Here is a 20,934-nt window from a genome sequence, read left to right on the forward strand (position 1 = left end):
TCTCCACCCAGTTCATCATCCAGGCCATCTCCTCGACCAAGAGCCCGGCTGCCGCGCGCCAGGCCTCGCTGATCGCGGCGGCGCTCTGCGTGCCGATCTCGATCGCGCTCGGCTTCATCGGCGTGGCGGCGAAGTTCCTGTACCCGAACATCAAGAGCCTGTATGCGCTGCCGGTCTTCCTCGAGCACATGCACCCGCTGCTGGCGGGCGTGGTGACCACCTCGCTGGTGGCATCGATCTTCGTGAGCGTCTGCACGGTGGCGCTGGCCATCGCGTCGCTGGTCGTCAAGGACTTCTACGTGCCGCGCTACCAGCCGACTCCCGAGCAGGAATTGCGCGCCACGCGCTGGATCTCGCTGGCTGTGGGCGTCCTGCCACTGGTGTTCGTGCTGTTCGTGCCGCAGATCCTGGCGCTGTCGTTCTTCACCCGCGCGCTGCGCCTGTCGGTGTCCATCGTGGCGCTGATCGGTATCTACCTGCCGTTCTTCGGCAGCAACCGCGGCGCGGTCAGCGGCCTGATTGCGGCGGCGGTGGCCACCACGGCGTGGTACCTGCTGGGCAATCCGTTCGGCATCGACAACATGTACATCGCGCTGGTGACGCCGGCGCTGGTGCTGGTGGTCGACAAGCTGTGCTTCCGGTCCAGCACGCCCGCCAGCGGCACGCCGGCCGGCGGCGCACCGGCCAAGCACGCCGCGCACTGAATCAACCCGATTTCAAGAGACAAGACATGACCAGCACCCAACCGGCCCCCGCCAGCGACGCAGTGCAAATCGCCTTCGACCCGCACGTGTATCCCGCGCACACCGACGCCAGCCGCCGCGAAGCCTACCTGCCCACGCCCTGCGTGCAGAACCATGCCGCCAACCTGCATGTCCTGCCCAACGGCGACCTGCTGTGCGTGTGGTTCGGCGGCACGCAGGAAGGTATCCCCGACGTGTCCATCTACATGTCGCGGCTGCCCGCCGGCGGCGACGCGTGGCTGCCGGCCGTCAAGCTGTCCGATGACCCCACCCGCTCCGAGCAGAACCCCGTGCTGTTCAGCACGCCACAGGGCCAGTTGTGGCTGATCTACACGGCGCAGTTGTCCGGCCACCAGAACACGGCCATCGTGCGCCGCCGCATCTCCAGCGATGGCGGCCTCACCTGGGGGCCGATCGACACCCTGTTCGACCATGCCGGGACCTTCGTGCGCCAGCCGCTCGTGGTGTTGCCCGACGGCGCCTGGGCGTGCCCGGTGTTCCTGTGCCGCACCAGGCCAGGAGAGCGCTGGGTCGGCAACGACGACATCAGCGCGGTCATGGTCTCCAGCGACCAGGGCCTGACCTGGCAGGAGCACACGGTGCCCGACAGCGTCGGCTGCGTGCACATGAACGTGCAGACGCTGGCCGACGGCAGCCTGCTGGCGCTGTATCGCAGCCGCTGGGCGGACACGGTCTACGCCAGCCGCTCGCGCGACGGCCGCGACTGGAGCGCGCCGCAACCCACGGCGCTGCCGAACAACAACTCGTCGATCCAGTTCGTGGCGCTGCGCAACGGGCACCTGGCGCTGGTCTACAACGAAAGCGACGCCTCCCACAGCACCGGGCGGCGCACGTCGCTGTACGACGACATCGAAGACTCCGAAGACAGCGGCGAGCTGCGCGACCAGCCGGCGTCGGCGCGCGGCGCTGCGTTCTGGGGCGCGCCGCGCGCGCCGATGTCGCTGGCCATCTCCGAGGACGGCGGCAAGACCTGGCGCCGCCGCCGCAACCTGGAGATCGGCGACGGCTTCTGYATGACCAACAACTCCGCCGACCAGCGCAACCGGGAGTACTCCTACCCGTCCATCGTGCAGGGTGCGGACGGCGCGCTGCATATCGCCTTCACGTACTTCCGCCAGCGCATCAAGTACGTGACGGTGGACGAGTCCTGGGTGCGCGGCTGACGGGCCGGGCGGGCAAGCGCCAGATGCGTGGCATTCTTTGCTACATTTAGCGCTCGTTGCATGCCGCACCCTGGCATGCGCCCTGACACCGTCCCAGGACCAGCAGACATGAAAGTGACCAAGCGCCGCGAGGCAATGCACCAGGCCGTGCTGAGCGGCATGACCGATGTCGCCACGCTGTGCGAGCACTTCGGCATGTCCGAGGCCACCGTGCGGCGCGACCTGCGCGCGCTCGCGTCCGACCGCCGCATCCTGCGCACCTATGGCGGCGCGGCGGCAGTGGGCTCCCACGAGCCCGAGGCCCCGCTGGAGGAGCGGCGCGTGAGCGGCCGCGAACAGAAGGACGCCATTGCCCGCGTGGCCTGCACCCTGATCGCCGATGGCGACACCGTGTTCCTCGATGGCGGCACCACCACCGCGGCGCTGGCGCGCCATCTCCCCGGCAAGGCCGTGCAGGTGGTGACCAACAACCTGCTGGTGGTCGCGGCGCTGGCYGCGAGCGGCCTGCCGGTGACGCTGGTCGGCGGCGACGTGCGGCCCTCCAGCATGAGCACCCTGGGGCCGCTGGCCCAGCTGTCGCTGAGCCGGATCAGCGTGGACAAGGCCTTTCTCGGCGCGGACGGCGTGGTGGCGAGCAACGGCCTGTGCGAAGCCTCGGCGGACCAGGCCTACCTGAAGGAATGCGTGGTCAGGCAGTCGGCGCAGGTGTTCGTGCTGGTCACCGCCGACAAGGTCGGGCGGGCCAGCCAGCAGCACTGGACGCCGCTGGAGCGCGCATGGACGCTGATCACCGACGATGCCGTGACCCCGGACCAGTTGAGCGCCTTCACGGCGCATGGCGAAGTCACGGTGATGACGGCCTGACCGTCGCCCGCCCAGGGGCGAGGCCGAGCGCAAGGCCGGCGTGGTCGATAGCTAGATCGACGCCAGGGAAATCACGTCAGCCAGGTGCTGCTTCTCGCGAGCCAGCTCCCCCGCGACGATCTCCGCCATCGCCGCCAGGCTGGCCTGGACGATGGCCGCGGCATCGACCTCGAAATAGCGGCGCAGCGCCGCCCGCGAATCGCTTCGCCCGAAGCCATCGGTGCCCAGCGTCACATAGCGGCGCCCCGGCGGCACGAAGGCACGCACCAGCTCCGGCAGCGCGCGGACATAGTCGGTCGCGGCGACGATCGGACCGCTGCCCGCCCCGAGCTGCCGCCCGAACCAGCTATCGACTGCGGCAATGGTGCCATGGCGCCACAGGCGTTCGCGTTCCACCCCTTCGCGCGCCAGCTCGATATAGCTGGTCACGCTCCAGACATCGGCGGCAATGCCATGCACCTGCTCGAGCAGGCGCGCCGCCTTCAGGACTTCGCCCATGATTGCCCCGCTGCCGAACAACTGCACGCGGTGGTCGAACGCTGCGCCACGCCGCAGCAGGTACATGCCCCGCACCACGCCTTCATGCGCGTCGGCTGGCAGGCTCGGGTTCTCGACGCTTTCATTGGTGACGGTGACGTAATAGAACTCGTCGGCCTGTTCGCTGGCCATGCGCCGCATGCCATGGTCGACGATGACCGCCAGTTCCCCCGCAAAGGCCGGATCGTAGGCGCGGCAGTTGGGAATGGTCGATGCCGCCAGGTGGCTCGTGCCGTCCTGGTGCTGCAGGCCCTCGCCGCCCAGGGTGGTGCGCCCCGAGGTGGCGCCGATCAGGAACCCGCGTGCGCGCTGGTCGGCGGCGGCCCAGATCAGGTCACCCACGCGCTGGAAGCCGAACATGCTGTAGTAGATATAGAACGGCAGCATCGTGACGCCATGCGTGGAATAGCTGGTGGCCGCCGCCGTCCACGACGACAGCGCGCCGGCCTCCGTGATGCCCTCCTCCAGTATCTGCCCATCCTTGACCTCCCGGTACGACAGCATCGATGCCGAATCCTCCGGCTGGTAAAGCTGGCCGAACGGCGCGTAGATGCCGACCTGGCGGAACAGGTTCGCCATGCCGAACGTCCGCGCTTCGTCGGCGACGATCGGGACGATCCGCGGGCCCAGCACAGGATCCTTGAGCAAGGCGCCGAGGTACCGCACCAGCGCCATGGTGGAGCTCATGGCCTTGCCATTGGCATGCAGGGCGAACGCGGCGGTCTTGTCCAGCCCGGGCACCGGCAACGGGCCGGCGCCGGGATGGCGCGCGGGAAGATAGCCGCCGAGGGCGGCGCGCCTGGCTTGCAGGTAGCGAATCTCGGGGCTGTCCTGCGCCGGGCGGTAGAACGCGGCCTGGGCCACCTGTTCGTCGGTCAGCGGCAACTGGAAGCGGTCCCTGAACGCGAGCAGATCCTCGGGGCCGAGCTTCTTTTGCTGGTGCGTGGTCATCCGGCCTTGCGCGATGGCGCCCATGCCGTAGCCTTTCATGGTCTTGGCCAGTACCACGCAGGGACGCCCGTTGCGCCTGGCGGCGTCGGCAAATGCCGCGTAGATCTTCACCGGATCGTGCCCGCCCCGGCGCAGGCGGTCGATCTCGTCGTTGGACAGATGCGCCACCAGCGCGCGCAGCGCCGGCGTCTTGCTGAAGAAGTTCTCGCGATTGAACGCGCCATCGTTGGCCGAGAGCGTCTGGAATTCTCCATCCACGGTCTGCGCGAACGCGCGGCTGATGGCGTGATCGTGGTCACGCGCCAGCAGCGCGTCCCACTCCGACCCCCACAAGCACTTGACGACATGCCATCCTGCCCCCGCGAACAAGGCCTCGAGCTCATCGACAATGCGCCCGTTGCCGCGCACCGGCCCGTCCAGGCGCTGGAGATTGCAGTTGATGACGAACGTGCAGTTATCCAGCTTTTCCCGGGCGGCTAGCGTCAGTGCTGCGATCGACTCCGGCTCGTCCATTTCGCCATCGCCGAAGAAGCCCCAGACCCGGCGCTCGCTGGTCGCTTTCAAGCCCCGGTTTTCCAGGTAGCGCATGAAACGCGCCTGGTAGATGGCGTTGAGCGGGCCGATGCCCATCGACCCGGTCGGAAACTGCCAGAAGTCCGGCATCAGGTATGGATGCGGGTAAGAACTCAGGCCGCGAATCCCTTTGCCTTCTGCAACGATCTCTTGCCGGTAGTGGCACAGCGACGCTTCGTCCAGCCGGCCTTCCAGGAAAGCACGCGCATAGACGCCGGGCGCCGAATGCGGCTGGAAAAAGACGAGGTCCCCGCCTTGCGCGGCACCGGGGCCGCGGAAGAAATGCTGATAACCCACCTCGAACAGGTCTGCCGCCGAGGCATAGCTCGCGATGTGGCCGCCGAGCTCGCCATGCGCCTGGTTGGCGCGCACCACCATGGCAAGCGCGTTCCAGCGCAGGATCGCCGACAGGCGCCGCTCCATCGCCAGGTCGCCGGGATAGGCCGGTTGCGCTTCGACCGGGATCGTGTTCAGGTACGGCGTGGCCTGTTCCGGCCGCCACTGCAACCGATGCTTGCCGGCATGCGCCAGCAACGCATCCAGGATGGCGCAGGCGCGCTCCCTGCCCTGCTCCGGGCCCCAGGCCGACAACACGCCATCGAGCGCGTCGCACCACTCCTGCAGCTCCTGCGGATCCGCCTGCACAATCGGAGCGCTCGCCAGGATGGCGCCGAATCGGTTACGAGATGCCATCTTCAAACCCTCCCGCCGGCAACCGCCCGGCTCAATTTGCCTGGATGCCAGCCTTCTGGGCAATGGCCCGCATGCGCGGCAGGTCCTTGTCGATCATGGCGCTGACCTGCTCCGGCGTTGCATAGGAGGGCTCCAGGCCGTTGGCCACCAGTTTTTCCTGGATCTCGTGGTCTTTCATGGTCTGCGCCAGGGCCTTCTCCAGCCGTGACCTGACATCGGGCGGCAAGCCGCGCGGGGCCGCGATCGCCACCCATGAATCCGCATCGAAGCCCGGGAAGCCGGTTTCCGCGACGGTGGGCACCTCCGGCAGCAGCGTCGCGCGCCTGGCGCCCGCGACCGCGATCGCCTTGATCTTGCCGCTGCGGATATGTGGAAGCGATGCCGCGATGGTGTCGACCGAGAAGGGGATCTGGCCTCCGATCAGGTCGGCAATGGCCGGGGCGCTACCCTTGTAGGGGATGTGCTGGAGCTGCATGCCTGTGGCGCCCAGGATCATCTCGCCCGCGAAATGGCCGGTGGTGCCATTGCCGAACGAGCCGTAGGCGTATTTCCCCGGCGCGGCCTTCACCGTCGCCATCATCTGCTTGAGGTTGTCCACCGGGACATCGCGATTGGCCAGCAGGATCAAGGGCACCCGCGCGACCAGGCCGATCGGCTCGAAGCTTTTCACCGGATCGTATGGCAGATTCGCATTGATGGCGGGATTGACCGTGAAGGTCGAGCCTGAACTGATGAACAGCGTGTAGCCGTCGGGCGCGGCCTTTGCCACATAGCCGGCGCCAACGATGGTGCCGGCGCCCGCGCGGTTCTCGATGACCACGGGCTGGCCGAGGCGGTCGCCCAGCTTCTTGCCAACCAGTCGTCCCATGATGTCTACCGCCCCGCCCGGCGGAAACGGCACGACCAGCACGACAGGCCTGGCGGGATATCCCTGGGGCTGCGCATGCGCGGCGCACATGGCGATGCCCAACAGCGACAGCGCCTTCACCGCCATCGAAACGCTTCGTGAAACGACGTTCATGCGCTACTCCTGTGATTGAGCGACGGGGGGCAAACGGGGGGCAAACAGGAAGCTGACAGGGAGCAAGACGAGACCGGGGGCTTTGCCGGACAAGCGCCCCCTGATGCCGGCGTTGCACCACCGGCATCAGGGTGCAGCCATCGTGCCGGATCAGCCGTTCCGGAACAGGAAGCTGTAGGCGCTCAGCGCCGGAGCGCCACCCARGTGGGCGTAGAGCACCTTGGAGCCTTCCGGGAATTCGCCGCGGCGGACCAGGTCGATCATGCCCTGCATCGATTTCCCTTCGTAGACCGGGTCGGTCATCATGCCTTCGAACTTGGCGCTCATCCGGATGGCTTCGAGCGTCTCTTCGGAGGGCAAGCCATACTCCGGCCCGCCGTAGCGCGTGTCGAGCACCACGTCGTCGTCGGTGATATCGCGGCCCAGGTCCACCAGGTGCGCGGTGTTCCTGGCAATGCGCAGGATCTGCGCCCGGGTCTGCTCCGGCTTGGCCGATGCGTCGATGCCGATCACGCGGTTGGCCCGGCCATCGGCGGCGAAGCCGACCACCATGCCGGCCTGCGTGCTGCCGGTCACCGAGCAGACCACGACGTAGTCGAACTTGAAGCCGAGTTCCGCTTCCTGCGCGCGCACTTCTTCCGCGAAGCCCACGAAACCCAGGCCGCCCAGCGGGTGCTCGGAACACCCCGCCGGAATCGGGTAGGGCTTGCCGCCCGCCTGGCGCACGCTTTCCATGGCCTCTTCCCAGCTCTTGCGGATCCCGATATCAAAGCCATCGCTGACCAGGCGCACGTCCGCGCCCATGATGCGAGACATCTGGATATTGCCAACGCGGTCATAGACGGCATCGGAGTAATTCACCCAGTCTTCCTGCACCAGCACGCACTTCAGGCCGAGATGCGCCGCCACGGCCGCCACCTGGCGCGTCTGGTTCGACTGGATGCCGCCGATGGAGACGAGCGTGTCGCAGCCCTGGGCAAGCGCGTCCGGAATGATGTACTCGAGCTTGCGCGTCTTGTTGCCGCCGAACGCCAGGCCGCTGTTGCAGTCTTCGCGCTTGGCATAGAGGTCGACCTTGCCGCCGAGATGCGCGCTCAGGCGCTTGAGCGGTTGGATGGGCGTGGGGCCGAACGTCAGTTGGTGGCGGGGAAAGCGCTTGAGATTCATGCTGGCAACTCCTTGGGTTTCTGGTTTTCCTGGGACAGGGGCGGGAATCCATGCATCAAGGCTGGCGAAGAACACGGGCATGTGGAACCACCTTTCGTTGATGCTGCGACGGACTCAATCCTAGAAAAAAATGCACGAAACGTGGTTGCAAAAATAGCCATATTTGTGCACGATAAAAAATATCAACAGCCGATTTTTGTCGCTTTATTTTTTGTAAACCATCATGGACGAAACAAAACTGCGCACCAAATCCGAGCATCTCGTGCCACTTTCCGAGGCATTGGATCGCACCGATAAAGCCATCCTGCGGGCACTTCAGCGCGACGCGTCCATCTCGAACGTGGCACTCGCGGCCAAGGTCAGCCTGAGCCCGCCGGCCTGCCTGCGTCGCGTGGAGCGGCTCAAGGAACTCGGCCTGATTCGCGGCATCGTGGCGCTGCTGAACCCGGCCGCGCTGGACGCCGGCATGCTGGTGATGATCGGCGTGGTGCTGGACCGCTCCACGCCGGAATCCTTCTCGGAGTTCGAGAAGGCTGCCCAGAAGGTGTCGGGATGCATGGAGTGTCATGTCGTCACGGGTGAGTTTGACTACTTCATGATGCTGCGCACCAAGGACAGCGAGAGCTTCAATCGCCTCCATGCGGAGCAGCTGCTTTACCTGCCGGGGGTCCGCCAGATCCGCTCGTTCATGGTGCTCAAGCAGGTGCTGTCGACAACGCAGTTTCCGATCTGAAGCGCCACGGGCGCGGCAAGGCGCGCACCGGCCGCCGCCGTCCCCTCACGCGCCGCGCGGCCGGCTGCCGGCAATGGCGCCGCCGCCTTCGGCAAGATCCCAGAACACCCCCGCCATGACCTGCAGCGCCTGCCTGGCCACGCTACCCAGCAGGTGCTCGTTGGGCGCATGCTGGCTGCAGGCGGGATACGAATGCGGGAACCAGAGCGTGGGCAAGCCCAGCACGTGCGCAAACACATCGTTGGGCAGCGACCCGCCGAAGTTCGGCAGCAACGCCGGCGGCTCGCCCGTGGTGCGCTGCACGGACGCCAGGGCCCACCGCACCCAGGCATCGTCCGGATCCAGGCGGGTTGCCTGCATCGGTTCGCCATCCGGCCGGACCTCCACATCCTGGAAGCCATGGGCGTCCAGGTGCTCGCGCAGGTGGTGCATGAAGCCGGCACTGTCGCTGCCCACCACAAAACGGATCTGGCACAGGGCGAACGCATGGCCGGGAATCGCCCCCACCGGGGCATCGGGATTCCCGGTCTTGAAGGCCAGCACTTCGAACGTGTTCCATCCATACACGCGTTCGGCAGGCGACAAGCCGGGCTCGCCCCAGCCGGGATCGATCCCGGGATCGGCCGGGCCACCACCAACCTCGATGGTGCACAGTGCCGCCCGGACGTTGTCCGGCAGCCCGTCGGGCAACAGCCCGCGCACCAGCACCCTGCCCTTGGCATCCACCACGCTGGCGATCGCATGCGCAAGCCGCGTGCCGGCGTTGCTCAGCAGGCCGCCCCAGTTGCCGGAGTGATGCGCGCCTTCGCGCAGGTTGACGGCAAGCCGGAAGTTGCAGAACCCGCGCGACCCCAGGAAGATCGTTGGCCGCCCGGCGGCCACGCGCGGCCCGTCCGAGGCGATGAACACGTCCGCCGCCAGTTCGTCCGCGTACGTTGCGCACACTTCCCGCAAGCCAGGCGAGCCGGTTTCCTCCCCCATCTCGAGGATCATCTTGACGTTGTAGCCGAGCCTGCCCTCGCGCAGCGCCAGCACCTGGGCCAGCGCGGCCAGGTTGATGGTGTGCTGGCCTTTGTTGTCGGCCGTGCCGCGGCCATACCAGCGGTCACCGTCAAGCGTCACCTCCCAGGGGGCAAGCCCGGGCCGCCATTGCGCATCCTGCCCGCGCACCACATCGCCGTGGCCGTAGGTCAGCATGGTGAAGGCGGCCTCGGGTTCCAGCCGGTGCGCCAGCATGAACGGCCCCCCGCCGGGGACGGGGTTGTCGACGAGCTTCCACGTGAAGCCAAGGCGATCGAGCTGCGGCCCGATCGCATCGGTCAGGTAGACCGCAAGGATGGCGGCACTGGCGGGATTCTGGCTTTCCGTGCGCATCGCCACGCGTTGGCGGAGCACCTGCTCGAAGCTGCCGTCGTCAAAGTAGCGGGCCGCGAGTTCGACGGCTTGTGTTCGGCTCATGTCTGTGCATTCCTTCCAACGTTGCGCGAATCGCTCGCACCGGGTGCCTTCCCGGGCGGCGACGTTGAATCCTAGTGCCTTGCAAACATTGCGAAAAGCATAGAATTCAGATGCCTGGTTTGCCTTTTTCGCAAACCATGCAAACCGCGCAAACCGTGCAAGCCGCGCAATCCCATCCATCCAGCCGGAGAACCCGTGCCCCAGTCCCATCGCTTGCAGAGCACTGCGCTGCGCTATTTCCTGGAAGTGGTCCGTTGCGGCTCGATCAGCGAGGCGGCGTCGCACCTGAATGTCGCGGGCTCCGCCGTCAGCCGCCAGATTGCCGGCCTGGAGGAAGCCCTGGAGGTGGTCCTGTTCGAGCGCCGGCCGCGGGGCATGGTCCTCAGCGCCGCGGGCGAGCTGCTGGCCGCGCATGCCCGCAAGGCCAGCTTCGAGGCAGAACGGGTCGTGGCCGACGTGCTGGCGTTGCAAGGACTGGGCTCCGGCCATGTCCGCATCGCCAGCTCGGAAGGCTTCGCCATCCAGTTCCTGCCGAGCGTCATCGAGGCGTTCCGCGCAAAGTATCGCGGCATCCGCTTCCAGCTCTCGGTGGATGCGCCGGCCGAAGTCACCCGCCGCGTGCGCCAGGGCGAATGCGATATTGGCATGGTCTTCAACTACAGCCGTATCGGGCAGAAGGATGTCAAGGTGGAGCATCGCCAGCCGGCCCCCGGCCTTGCCATCATGCGCGCCGACCATCCCCTGGCGAAGTCCAGGCAGGTCACCTTGTCCCAGCTGCAGGGTTATCCGATGGCCCTGCCCGACACGGATACCACCGTGCGCCAGGTGTTCGACATCGCCTGCATCCGGCAGCGCGTGACGGTCGACCCGATACTCACCAGCAACTACGTCGAGACCCTGCTGAACTTCGCGCGGCTCAACGATGCCGTCACGCTGGCGAGCGAAGTCTCGGTGCGCCTGCTGCTGGAGGAACGCGGCTTGTGCGCCATTCCCATCCGGGACCGGGCGATGAGCGAGCGCAGCATCGAAGTCCAGACCTTGCAGGGCAGGACCCACGCGGAAGTGGTGCGCGTGTTCCGGGATTTCCTGATCGCGATGCTATCGAGCCCCGGTGGCATCGGGTGCGAAGCCCTGGGTGCGTTGACAACCGGCAAAGCCGGATAAATGCGGCGAGCGCAGCGAATGATGAGAAGCCTCGGCCAGCAGGCGCCCCGTCACTTGCGCCAGCAGGAGGTCGCCGAAATTCCGGCGGTCGAAGACGCCGGACAGGATGGCGGGAGAATCGGTATTCATCGAGGCATAACCGGTGGTCGGCACGCGGTGGTCGGCACGCGGTGGTCGGCACGCCTTCTTTATTGGCCTCCCGCGGGGCCTGGCCTATCGCATCAGATAGAGGGAAAACTGCCCGCCGTTCATCGGGAAAGCCGCGGCAACATCATCCATCATCGCACTCGCGCCACCCATCGATATGCTGCCGGCACAGTCCACGCTCCTCCCGGCGTCAGTGCAGGCAGCGAGAAGCGCCAGGGCTGCGAGCCCCGCGCAAAACAGCTTGCTCATGAACATCTCCTCGCGATTCCGGCAGGCAAGGGAGCGGGAGTCGCCGGGAATCAGGGCGGCGAGTCCCACAATGCTTTCAGCAGTCGCAACCTTCGGCCCACCCTCAGGCGGGCCTGATGTTCTGGTTCACGCGGAACAGGTTTGCCGGGTCGTACTTGCGCTTGATCTCCGCCAGTCGCACATAGTTGTCGCGATAGGCCGCCTTCACGTTGTCGTTGCCTTCGTCCATCATCATGTTGATGTAGCCGCCGCCAGCCGAGTGCGGATGCAACGCCAGCCAGTAGTCCCTGGCCCACTGCACGATGCGGTCGTTGTTGGCCGGGTCGGGATCGACGCCGACGATCACGCTGGCGAAGCTCGCATCGCGGTAGCTGAACGCGGTGTCACCGGGGCCCGCGCGATGCGCCGCGCCGTTGATGGGATACAGGTGCATGGTCGAGTGCATGGACGGCAACTGGTGCCCGTACTTGATGTGCAGGTCGATGGCCTTGTCGCTGAGGTCGCTCACGAAGTCGGCTTTCCAGTACCACTGCAGGCCAGGCGGATACAGGGCGTCGAACAGGCTCTGCAAGACCGGCCATGGAATGGGCCCGGCAAAATCCACCGCCGGCGGCATGGCGTCGCGAATCGGCTTGAAGCGCGCTTCGGCCTGATCGAGCGGGCCCGTGTAGCACCACACCACGGCGCACATCTTCTGCAGGTGCACGGACTCGGGGAACGGCGGCCCGGGCGGCACCGTCACAAAGCCGAACCAGCCATTGATGTCCTGCGGCGCCGTCAGGATGAAATCGCGCCACCACTTCATCAACGCTCGCGCCTGGTCCATCGGCCACAGCATCGGGCCGCCGTAGACCGTGCCGACGGGATGGGCCTTGAACTCGAACGAGGTGACCACGCCGAAGTTGCCGCCACCGCCGCGCAGCGCCCAGAACAGGTCCGCGTTCTCGTCGCTGCTGGCGTTGACCAGTCGCCCGTCGGCCAGGACGACCTCGGCGCTGAGCAGGTTATCGATCGTCAGGCCGTAGGCGCGGCTAAGGTAGCCGATGCCCCCGCCGAGCGTCAGCCCGCCTACGCCCGTGGTCGAGATGAAGCCGCTCGGCGTCGCCAGTCCATAGGCGCTGGCGGCGTGGTCCACGTCACCCCAGGTGCAGCCGCCACCAACCCGGATGGTGTTGCGCTTCGGATCGACAAACACGCCTTTCATCGGCGAGAGGTCGACCACCAGTCCGCCATCGCATGTACCGAGCCCCGCGCCATTGTGCGCACCGCCACGCACAGCCAGCAGCATTGCGCCGTCGCGCGCGGCGTTCACCGCCGCAATGACGTCCGCGACATCGGTGCAGCGCGCGATCAGTGCCGGACGCTTGTCGATCATGCCGTTGTACACCGCGCGTGCCTGCTCATAGGCCGCATCGCCAGGCTGAATCAGTTGCCCGCGGAAATGCGGCTTCAGCGCGGTGGCGACGGTTTCACTCAGAGCCCCTTCCATGGTTGCCTCCTGTCCGGTTGGTATGCAGGAGTTGTATCAACCTCGGCGTTTGGAGGGCGTTAGGCGCGCCGTTATATGCGCCAGTCTCCGGCGCGGCTGGCCCGGACCGGCCAGACCATGACTAACGCGCCAGTAACGCGCGCGCCCGCACGATGTCAGGCTGGTCGAAGCCTTCGGTGAACCGGGCGAGCGGCGACTCGACCACCCGGCGCGCGCCGATACCCTCCCGTGGCTCGCGCAACGCCGCCAGCGACAGCGCGGCGCGCAGCTCGAGCGGGCGCGCCCGCTGGGCGGCAGCGATCTCGACCGCCTTGATCAGCGACGATTCGGCTTCGCCCAGGTTGGCGCTGCGGTGCAACAGCAATTCGCCACGCAGGCGATAGAGCTCCGCGTCCAGCCAGTGCTCGCCAGTGTGCTGCGCATGGTCGAGTGCCTGATCCAACGCCGCAAGCGCGGCCTCAGTCTCGCCCACGTCACCCAGGCATTCCGCCAGCATGCCGAGATACAGCGGCAGCCGCAGGCGCGCGCCGGTGGCATGAAAGCCCTCGATCGCCACCTGCATGGCCGCCACGGCGTCGGCGCCGGGCGCCTGCTTTGCATTGGCCCAGGCGAGCAGCACGTCAGCCCAGGCGAGGTAGTAGCCGACGTGGTACTGAGCGGCGATCGAACGAGCCTGGCGGGCGTAGTGAAGCGTGAGCCCGTGCTCCCGGCGCAGGGCATGCTGCGTTGCAAGATAAGACAGCGCCAGCGCCTGGGAGAACGGATGTGCCAGCCGGTCTGCCACCTCCAGCGCTTCGCGCCCACGCCGCAGGGCTTGATCGGCGAGCCCGCCGAACCAGAATCCATGGGCCGACCACGCCGACGCCAGCACGCCGAAGTTGCCGCCCATCATCGACACATGCTCGGCGTGCTGGGTTTCGTCATAGGCGCCGAGCGCGCTTTGATACGCTGGCTCCGCCGCGACCCAGTCACCCTGCTGGATCAGGCTCCCCATGACGTTGGTCCATGCCATCGACGCGTAGGTACCCCACCCCGGCGTGCCCAATCCCGCGATGAGTTCCTCGCTCAGGCTCCGCGCCTGGGCAAGCTCCGCACTGACGACGAGAAAGAAGGCAAGGCTGACCTGGGCGCGCGCCTGCTGGCCGAGGTCGCCCGCCTGTTTGCTGAGCTCCACAGCACGCCGCAGCGGCGTGTCGAGCTCCGGTGCCGCCCAGCCACGGGAAATCCGGATCGGCGGCGCAAGGTCGAGTTGCAATGCCAGCGACTGCCGGGCGCGCTCCTGCGGATCGACGATCTGATCGGCTTGCGCCAGCCCGCGCTGCAACAGCGCAATCGCATCGTCATAGGCGTACACGCTCTGCGCAACGCCGGCCGCGCGCCGATAGAAAGCGGCCGAGTCGGTTGGCAGGCCGGCCTGCTCGTAATGCGCGGCAATCTGCGCGCTTGCGGCGTCGAGTTCATCGCCCGGCGCCTGTTCGAGCGCGCGTGCCACGCGCTGATGCAGGCCGCGGCGTTGTAGCGGACTGACCTCGGCGTACGCCACGTCACGGATCTTGTCGTGGCTGAAATCAAAGGCAAGGCCCCCGCTGTCCGGCTGGCGCACGATGCCTCGCTGCCAGAGTTCGTCCAGCGCTCCCGTGAGGGCATGCTCGCGCACGTCGCTCGCCTGGGCCAGCACATCGGCGGTGAACGCGCGCCCGATGATCGCCGCGACGCCGACGATATCGCGCGCGGCGGGCGACAGTTGCGCCAGCCGGTTCGAGATCACCGTGTACACCTTGGGCGGCAACTTCGCGACCGGGCCGTGCGGCGTCCCGCCAGCCGTCGCGGTATCGAACCGGGCGCGCATCATCTCGACCGTGAACAAGGGGTTGCCTTCGCTTTCCTCGAACAGGCGGGTTGCCTCCGCATCGGCCAGCGGCCGATTGATGATCTGCGCCGCGATCTTCGCCGTTTCGGCGGCATCCAGTGCGCCCAGCAGCATCTCCGTGAGCTGGTCGTCGCGCCGCAAGGCGTCAAGCAGCCGGCTCACGGCGTGCAATGGCGTGATGTCCTCATGCCGCGCCGTAGCGACAACGAGGAGCTTCGCGCTCACGTCGAAGCGCATCAGGAAGCGTAGCCATTCGAGCGTCTCGGTGTCACACCATTGCAAATCGTCGAGCAGCAGCAGCAACGGCCCGTCTTTCGCCAGCACGGCGCGCGCCAGCGCCGCCTCGTGCAAGGCGGGGCTGCGCAGCCAGCCGGTGACCGGCGCGAACGCGACCTGCCCCTCGGCCGCGTACGCGCGCGAGTGCGCCGTGGTAAAGCCCTGGCCCGAAAGGTGCACGAGCAATTCCTCCGCCAGGCGCGACTTGCCGATGCCGGCCTCGCCCGAGATCAGCGCGAACTGCTTGTCGCCAAGCTGGCCGCGCTGCCACACTTCGAGAAGCCGCCGCCATTCGTCGTGGCGTCCGATCATCGATAGCATGGGGGCCCGTGGGCGTCGACGCTGGGTTGGCGCAGCCTGGGCAGCAAGACGCGCATAGGCCGCGCGCAAGGCTTCACCAGGCACGATGCCCAGCTCGCGCGCGAACGTTTCAACGCAGTTGCGATAGGCGCGCAGCGCGGATGCATGATCGTGATTCAGGGCATGCAGGCGCATCAACGCCATATAGGTGGGCTCGCGCAACGGGTCGAGCCGCTGCAACTGCTGCGAGTGCTTCAACGCCTTGGCGTAGTCGCGCCTGTCCTCGCTCAACTGGCTGAGCCGCGCGAGCGCCGCGATGCACGCTTCGCGTAACTGCTCGCGCTGCGGCGCGATCCATTCATCGTAACAACTGGCTAGCAGGTCGCCCCGATACAGTTCCGCGGCACGCACCAGGAACTCCTCCTCGGTGGCCGCGTCGTTGTTGCTTGCGGCCCGCGCCGCGGTGGCCAGGGCCGACTGAAACTGCGCAACATCGAGATCGAACGCGGAATCGGGCAACCATCGCACCATTTGCGCGTCGGCGTGGACGAAACTGGCTGCGTGCGGCCAAGACTTGCGTAGATGAAACAGGAGCTGACGCAATGCGTTGCGTGCCTGCGCCTGCGTGGAATCGGGCCAGAACAGGAAGGCGAGCTGCTGGCGCGACTGCGGCACGTCCCGATGCAAGATCAGATAGGCAAGCAGCGCCTGCAAGCGGGGAGAATTCGCGTCAGGCATCGGCGCGTCGGCGCCGTCGAGATGGAACTCGCCGAACAGGCGGACAGAGTAGCGAGTTTCAGGCGCCATGCTGGTCACCGGTGATCCAGGCGACTTCGGCGGCGTCGTGGAGGCCGGCCCACGCGTCACGGTACGCCGGGCTGCCGATGGCGGTGCGCACGCACCCGGCAAACGTGCGTAATCGCGCAGGCACGCACCGGACTTCCGCGTGGGCGATGTCGATGGACTCCGGAGGCGGAGGCGGCGCGCCATTCCGGGTAGGCGCCAGCCGTCGTGTCGTGCGTCTCAGCAGGGTCGCTCCCAAAGAATTTTTTCCCAGATGGCAGTTCTGCGTTCTTCAGTCTAGTGCGAACTACGCTCGCCGCCGAAGCTTGTCGCACCGGGACGAAAGCGATATCGGCCGATGAATTCGCGGCCTGACAGGTGCGCTAGACGCCTCAACCCCAACGCTGTGTGTGCGCCGCATCATGGGATCAGAATGGCGCGCAGCTCACGCTTCAAGATCTGCCCGCGCCGGATAGCGGCAGCGCCTCGCGGAACGCAACCGTCTTCGGACACCTGTAGCCTGTGATGTATTGCCGGCAATGTTCCCTGATCTCCCCACCCATATCGGGTTGCATGCTGCAGGAGCTTCCCCGGCCGGGGCCGACCGTTCCTATAATCACCCAGCCCCGCGCAGGGCAACACGTACCGCCGTCCGGCTTTCCCCGAGGATTTTCTGTCATGGCCCCAGCCGCATGCGTGACGGACACGCCGCCCCAGACGGCTCCCGTCCCGCCTCCCATTGCGCCAAGCAAGCTCACGCCACCGCGCAGTGCCCGCCCCCTGATGCCGCGTGCGCGTCTCACCGCGCGGCTGACCGAGGCGCGCGGCCTGCGTTGCGTGACAATCCAGGGGCCGGCGGGCAGCGCCAAGACCAGCAGCCTGGTCGCCTGGCGCCAGTCGCTTCTGTCACTGGACTACGATGTCGCATGGCTGTCGCTGACCCACGATGACGACGATGCGGTCAGCTTCTTCGATGCGTTGCTCGCCAGTCTGGCCGCGGTGGACCCAGTCCTCGTCAGCGATGCCCAGCTACTCGCGGGCCGCGACGGCACGCCAGGCGCCGCCGAGCATTGCGTGATCACGCTAGTACGCGCCATTGCCATGTACCGCCGCGAACTGGTGCTGATGCTGGACGACGCCCACGTTCTGCGCGATCCGGGCGCGCTGGCCGTACTGCGCTGGCTGCTCGACTATGCCCCGCCTCAATTGCATATCGCGCTGGCTTCACGGCTGCCGCTGCCGGAACCCGTGTCGCAGTCGCTGGCCCGACTGGAGGCGCGCGGGATGGCGGCGCGCTTCGACCTGCGTGACCTGCGCTTTTCCGGAGCCGAGTCAGCGCGATTCCTGCTTGACCAGCTTGGCGCCGTCACCCCGCAGGATGCCAGCAGGCTCCACGAGCTGACAGACGGCTGGCCCGCCGGCCTGCAACTGTTCGCGGTGGACATGCGGACGCGGCAGGGCGGCGCCTACGTACCGGTCCATGTGCGCGACGCCGAAGGCTTTGCCAGCTATTTCGAGCGCGAGGTGCTGGTGCGACTGGCCCCGGCCGACCGCCACCTGCTCACCTGCCTGGCCGCCTGCGACCGCTTCTGCGGCGCCCTTGGCGCGACGCTGCTCGACACGCCCGACACCGGGCCGGACATCGCCCGGCGTCTTGCCGGTCTCGCGCTGGACGGGCTGTTCCTGGTCCGTATCGGTGACGGCACCGGCGACGACGCGTGGTATCGCCTGCATCCCCTGCTGCGCGAAGTCCTGCATGCGCACGCCGCGGACCTGCCTGCGGAGGCGCGCGAGGCCATCCACACCGCCGCCTGGCACTGGTTTGCGGCAAAGGGACTGGTGGAAGAAGCGGTAGCCCATGCCGTTGGGGCGGGCGCCCTGGAAGCCGCGGCCGACATGGTGGAACGGCGCGCCATCGAACGGCTCAGGATTGGCGAACTGAGCCAGCTTGCCACGCTGCTGCGCCGCTTGCCGCCCGCCACCATCGCCGCCCGCTTCCGCCTGGAACTGGCGATGGCCTACCTGCACATGTACGCCGGTGAAGCGGATGCCCTGGAAGGCAGCCTGCGGCGGCTGGAAGCGTGGCCCGATCAGCCCGAGATGTCCAGGGCGCGCCGGGCCTACATGCTCGCCATCCTTCGTGGCGGCATCGCGCTTGTGCGCGATGACCCCGACGCCGTCGCCGCCCTCTTGCCCACGCTGCACCGCGTGCCCCGGGACGCCGACGATCTCACGCTCACCGGGCGCGGCAACATCCTGTCGTGGATGCACATCTATCGCGGCGAATACGGCGAGGCACGCCGGGTGATCGAGGATGGCGCTCCCTGCGGCGGCGCGCCGCGCGGCCTCCTGCTGGGCCGCTGCATGGCGGGCATGACGCACGCTGCCGAAGGCGAAGTCCTGCTGGCCGAGCGCATCCTGCGCGACGTGCTGGCCGAATCGGAGCAGCAGGGCCGCACCTACGCGGGTGTCGCATGCATGGCCGCAGCGTTGCTGGGCGAGGCGCAGTACGAGCTGAACGACTTCGACGCCGCGGCACAGATGCTCGCCGGGCGCATCGATGTGCTGGAGCGCATCTCCATTCCGGACACCGTATTGCGCGCGCTGCAGACACTGTCGTGCGCCGGGTGGCTGGCCGGACGCCGCCAGGAAGCGCTCGCCTGCCTCGATCGGCTCGAACGCTACGCGCAACGTCGCCAGACGGACCGCTTGCTGGCCACTGCCTGGTGGCTGCGCGTAAGGTTCCATCTGGAAGCCGGGAACATGCACGATGGCGCCACGGCATTGCGCGCCCTGGAGGCACTGGCAACCCGATACCGGGAGGCCACGCGCAGCACGGCGTGGGAAGTGCGTGTCTGCGCCGATCTGGCTGCCACCGCCATGCACCTGCATCAGAATGACTTCGACGCGGCGCTGGCACGTCTCACGCCGCTTCACCGCCTTTCGGAAGCCGGCGGCCGCTGGTGTCGCGTGGCAAGCCTGCACATGCTGATGGCCATCGCCGAGGCCGGACGGCTCAACACGGCGACCGCACGCACCCATGTGGTGGCCGCGCTTCGTCTCGGTCATCGCCTTGGGCTCGTTCGCAGCATGCTTGACGTCTCCCCGCGCGCTCCCGAAGCGATTGCAGACGTCGCCCACGATCCTGCGCTCGACCCCATCCTGGCCTTCTATGCGCAACGACTGCTCGACGAGGCGGAGCGAGACGTCCAGCCCGCCACGGCGCCACGGCCCGCGTTTCCCGGCACACTGGCCGCACTCACTGACCGTGAGAACGAAGTATTGGGGCTGCTCACGCAGGCCATGCCGAACAAGAAGATTGCCCGCGTGCTCAATGTTTCCCTCGACACGGTGAAGTACCACCTGCGCAATGTCTACGCCAAACTCGGCGTGACCGGCCGCGATGAAGCCGTGGCGCGGCTGCGTGAGATGCAGGCGCCTCGTCTGGGGTAAGCCGGGACGCCTTCCTACACCACGGGTGTAGGGATTCTTTTCGTCGCTCCGTCCACACTCTCTTCATCGCGGTGCCGCTCTGGTGCCGCCAACCGGATTGGGAGAGTCTGCAGTGGAGATCCAGCGCAGCGTCTATCGCGAAGACCATGAAATGTTCCGCGCCACTGCGCGCCGCTTCTTCGAACGCGAGTGTGCCCCGCGCCAGGCGGAATGGGACCAGGCCGGCCAGGCCGGCCGGGACATCTGGCTGAAGGCTGGCCGCGAAGGGCTGCTGGGCGTCACTGTCCCGACGGAATATGGCGGCGGCGGCGGTGACTTCGGCCACGCGGCGGTGCTCGCCGAGGAGTACCACCGCTCCAGCGTGTCGGGCCCGAGTTTCTCGGTTCACTCCGACATTACCGCGCCCTACATCGCCCGGCTTGGCACGGAAGAGCAAAAGCAACGCTGGCTGCCCCCCGTCTGCCGGGGCGAGAAGATCCTCGCCATCGCCATGACCGAGCCGGGCACCGGTTCCGACCTCAAGTCGATCCGCACCACGGCCGTGCGCGAAGGCGACGAATGGGTCATCAACGGCAGCAAGACCTTCATCTCCAACGGCCTGACCGCCGACTGGGTCGTCGTGGTCTGCAAGACCGATCCGGGCGCCGGCGCCAAGGGAGTGAGCCTGATCATGGTCGAGGCCGACCGCCCGGGCTTCCGCCGTGGACGCAAGCTGGAAAAGGTCGGGCAGCACGCGGCCGATACCGCCGAGCTGTTTTTCGATGACGTGCGGGTGCCGGCGAGCAACCTCCTCGGCGTGGAGAACAGCGGCTTCATCCACCTGATGGAAGAGCTGCCCCAGGAGCGCCTGATCATCGGCGTCTACAGTGCCGCCCGCCTGGAGCGTCAGCTCGAGTTGACGCTGGAGTATGTCAAGTCGCGCAAGGCCTTCAACCAGACCGTCTGGGATTTCCAGAACACCAAGTTCAAGCTGGCCGACGTCAAGGCACAGGCCATCGCCGTGCGCACGATGATCGACTACTACATCGGCCAGCACATGGCGCGCAAGCTCACGCTGCAGGAGGCAGCCATTGCCAAGCTCTTCGCCACCGAGACGCTGTGGAAGTGCCTCGACGAGATGGTGCAGTTGCACGGCGGATACGGCTACATGCTGGAATACCCCATCGCACGCTCGTTCGTCGACATGCGCGTGACGCGCATCTTCGGCGGCACCAGCGAGGTCCTGCGCGATCTCATCTCGCGCAAGCTCTGATTTCATCATTTTTCCCGAGGAACAATC

At 67.1% G+C, this 20,934-nt stretch carries 14 protein-coding genes; 7 read left to right on the top strand and 7 right to left on the bottom strand.

Going from position 1 to position 20,934, the window contains the following annotated elements:
• The 3 genes from AC1DO7_RS23290 to AC1DO7_RS23300 form a co-directional block, all read left to right on the top strand.
• Positions 1-704, top strand: a 704-nt coding sequence (locus AC1DO7_RS23290; protein WP_477116618.1) for an SLC5/6 family protein, incomplete at its 5' end; no start/stop codon positions are given.
• 26 nt (positions 705-730) lie between these two features.
• Entirely contained in the window at positions 731-1,927 is a 1,197-nt protein-coding gene (locus tag AC1DO7_RS23295) for a sialidase family protein (RefSeq protein WP_441615863.1), read from the top strand.
• A 108-nt stretch (positions 1,928-2,035) separates the two neighbouring features.
• Entirely contained in the window at positions 2,036-2,791 is a 756-nt protein-coding gene (locus tag AC1DO7_RS23300) for a DeoR/GlpR family DNA-binding transcription regulator (RefSeq protein WP_441615865.1), read from the top strand.
• A 51-nt stretch (positions 2,792-2,842) separates the two neighbouring features.
• On the opposite strand, the gene mdeB is transcribed toward AC1DO7_RS23300, so the two are convergent.
• The 3 genes from mdeB to AC1DO7_RS23315 form a co-directional block, all read right to left on the bottom strand.
• Positions 2,843-5,545 carry an alpha-ketoglutarate dehydrogenase gene (gene mdeB / locus AC1DO7_RS23305; RefSeq protein ID WP_441615867.1) on the bottom strand — a complete coding sequence of 901 codons (2,703 nt, stop codon included), beginning with the start codon at positions 5,543-5,545 and terminating at the stop codon, positions 2,843-2,845.
• Between the two features lie 31 nt (positions 5,546-5,576).
• The gene (locus AC1DO7_RS23310) at positions 5,577-6,566 is read right to left on the bottom strand and encodes a Bug family tripartite tricarboxylate transporter substrate binding protein (protein WP_441615869.1); all 990 of its coding nucleotides are present in this window, start codon (positions 6,564-6,566) and stop codon (positions 5,577-5,579) included.
• A gap of 150 nt (positions 6,567-6,716) precedes the next feature.
• Positions 6,717-7,733, bottom strand: a complete 1,017-nt coding sequence (locus tag AC1DO7_RS23315) for a 1-aminocyclopropane-1-carboxylate deaminase (RefSeq protein ID WP_441615874.1) — start codon at positions 7,731-7,733, stop codon at positions 6,717-6,719.
• Positions 7,734-7,956: 223 nt separating this feature from the next.
• Here AC1DO7_RS23315 and AC1DO7_RS23320 point away from each other — a divergent pair, with 223 nt between their 5' ends.
• Positions 7,957-8,466, top strand: coding sequence for an Lrp/AsnC family transcriptional regulator (locus AC1DO7_RS23320; RefSeq protein WP_441615876.1), 510 nt, complete (start codon positions 7,957-7,959; stop codon positions 8,464-8,466).
• Between the two features lie 45 nt (positions 8,467-8,511).
• On the opposite strand, the gene AC1DO7_RS23325 is transcribed toward AC1DO7_RS23320, so the two are convergent.
• Complete coding sequence (locus AC1DO7_RS23325) at positions 8,512-9,924, bottom strand: M20 family metallopeptidase (RefSeq protein WP_441615878.1); 1,413 nt, start codon at positions 9,922-9,924, stop codon at positions 8,512-8,514.
• A 195-nt stretch (positions 9,925-10,119) separates the two neighbouring features.
• On the opposite strand from AC1DO7_RS23325, the gene AC1DO7_RS23330 reads away from it, so the two are divergent.
• The gene (locus AC1DO7_RS23330; protein ID WP_441615880.1) at positions 10,120-11,088 is read left to right on the top strand and encodes a LysR family transcriptional regulator; all 969 of its coding nucleotides are present in this window, start codon (positions 10,120-10,122) and stop codon (positions 11,086-11,088) included.
• A gap of 213 nt (positions 11,089-11,301) precedes the next feature.
• On the opposite strand, the gene AC1DO7_RS23335 is transcribed toward AC1DO7_RS23330, so the two are convergent.
• The 3 genes from AC1DO7_RS23335 to AC1DO7_RS23345 all read right to left on the bottom strand — a co-directional run bounded on the left by AC1DO7_RS23335 (position 11,302) and on the right by AC1DO7_RS23345 (position 16,226).
• Positions 11,302-11,484, bottom strand: a complete 183-nt coding sequence (locus tag AC1DO7_RS23335) for a hypothetical protein (protein ID WP_441615882.1) — start codon at positions 11,482-11,484, stop codon at positions 11,302-11,304.
• Between the two features lie 103 nt (positions 11,485-11,587).
• A complete protein-coding gene (locus AC1DO7_RS23340) occupies positions 11,588-12,973 on the bottom strand; it encodes an FAD-binding oxidoreductase (protein WP_441615884.1) in 1,386 nt (461 codons plus the stop codon).
• A gap of 121 nt (positions 12,974-13,094) precedes the next feature.
• Positions 13,095-16,226: an ATP-binding protein gene (locus tag AC1DO7_RS23345; RefSeq protein ID WP_477116619.1), complete on the bottom strand. Its 3,132-nt coding sequence runs from the start codon at positions 16,224-16,226 to the stop codon at positions 13,095-13,097.
• Between the two features lie 759 nt (positions 16,227-16,985).
• Between AC1DO7_RS23345 and AC1DO7_RS23350 the strand changes: the two genes are divergently transcribed.
• Both AC1DO7_RS23350 and AC1DO7_RS23355 read left to right on the top strand, forming a co-directional pair.
• On the top strand, positions 16,986-19,655 hold the full coding sequence (locus tag AC1DO7_RS23350) for a LuxR C-terminal-related transcriptional regulator (protein WP_441615888.1): 2,670 nt from the start codon (positions 16,986-16,988) through the stop codon (positions 19,653-19,655).
• Positions 19,656-19,767: 112 nt separating this feature from the next.
• A complete protein-coding gene (locus AC1DO7_RS23355; protein WP_441615890.1) occupies positions 19,768-20,907 on the top strand; it encodes an acyl-CoA dehydrogenase family protein in 1,140 nt (379 codons plus the stop codon).
• The last annotated feature ends 27 nt before the right edge of the window (positions 20,908-20,934 follow it).

This window comes from Cupriavidus sp. 05N40 (assembly GCF_056397305.1).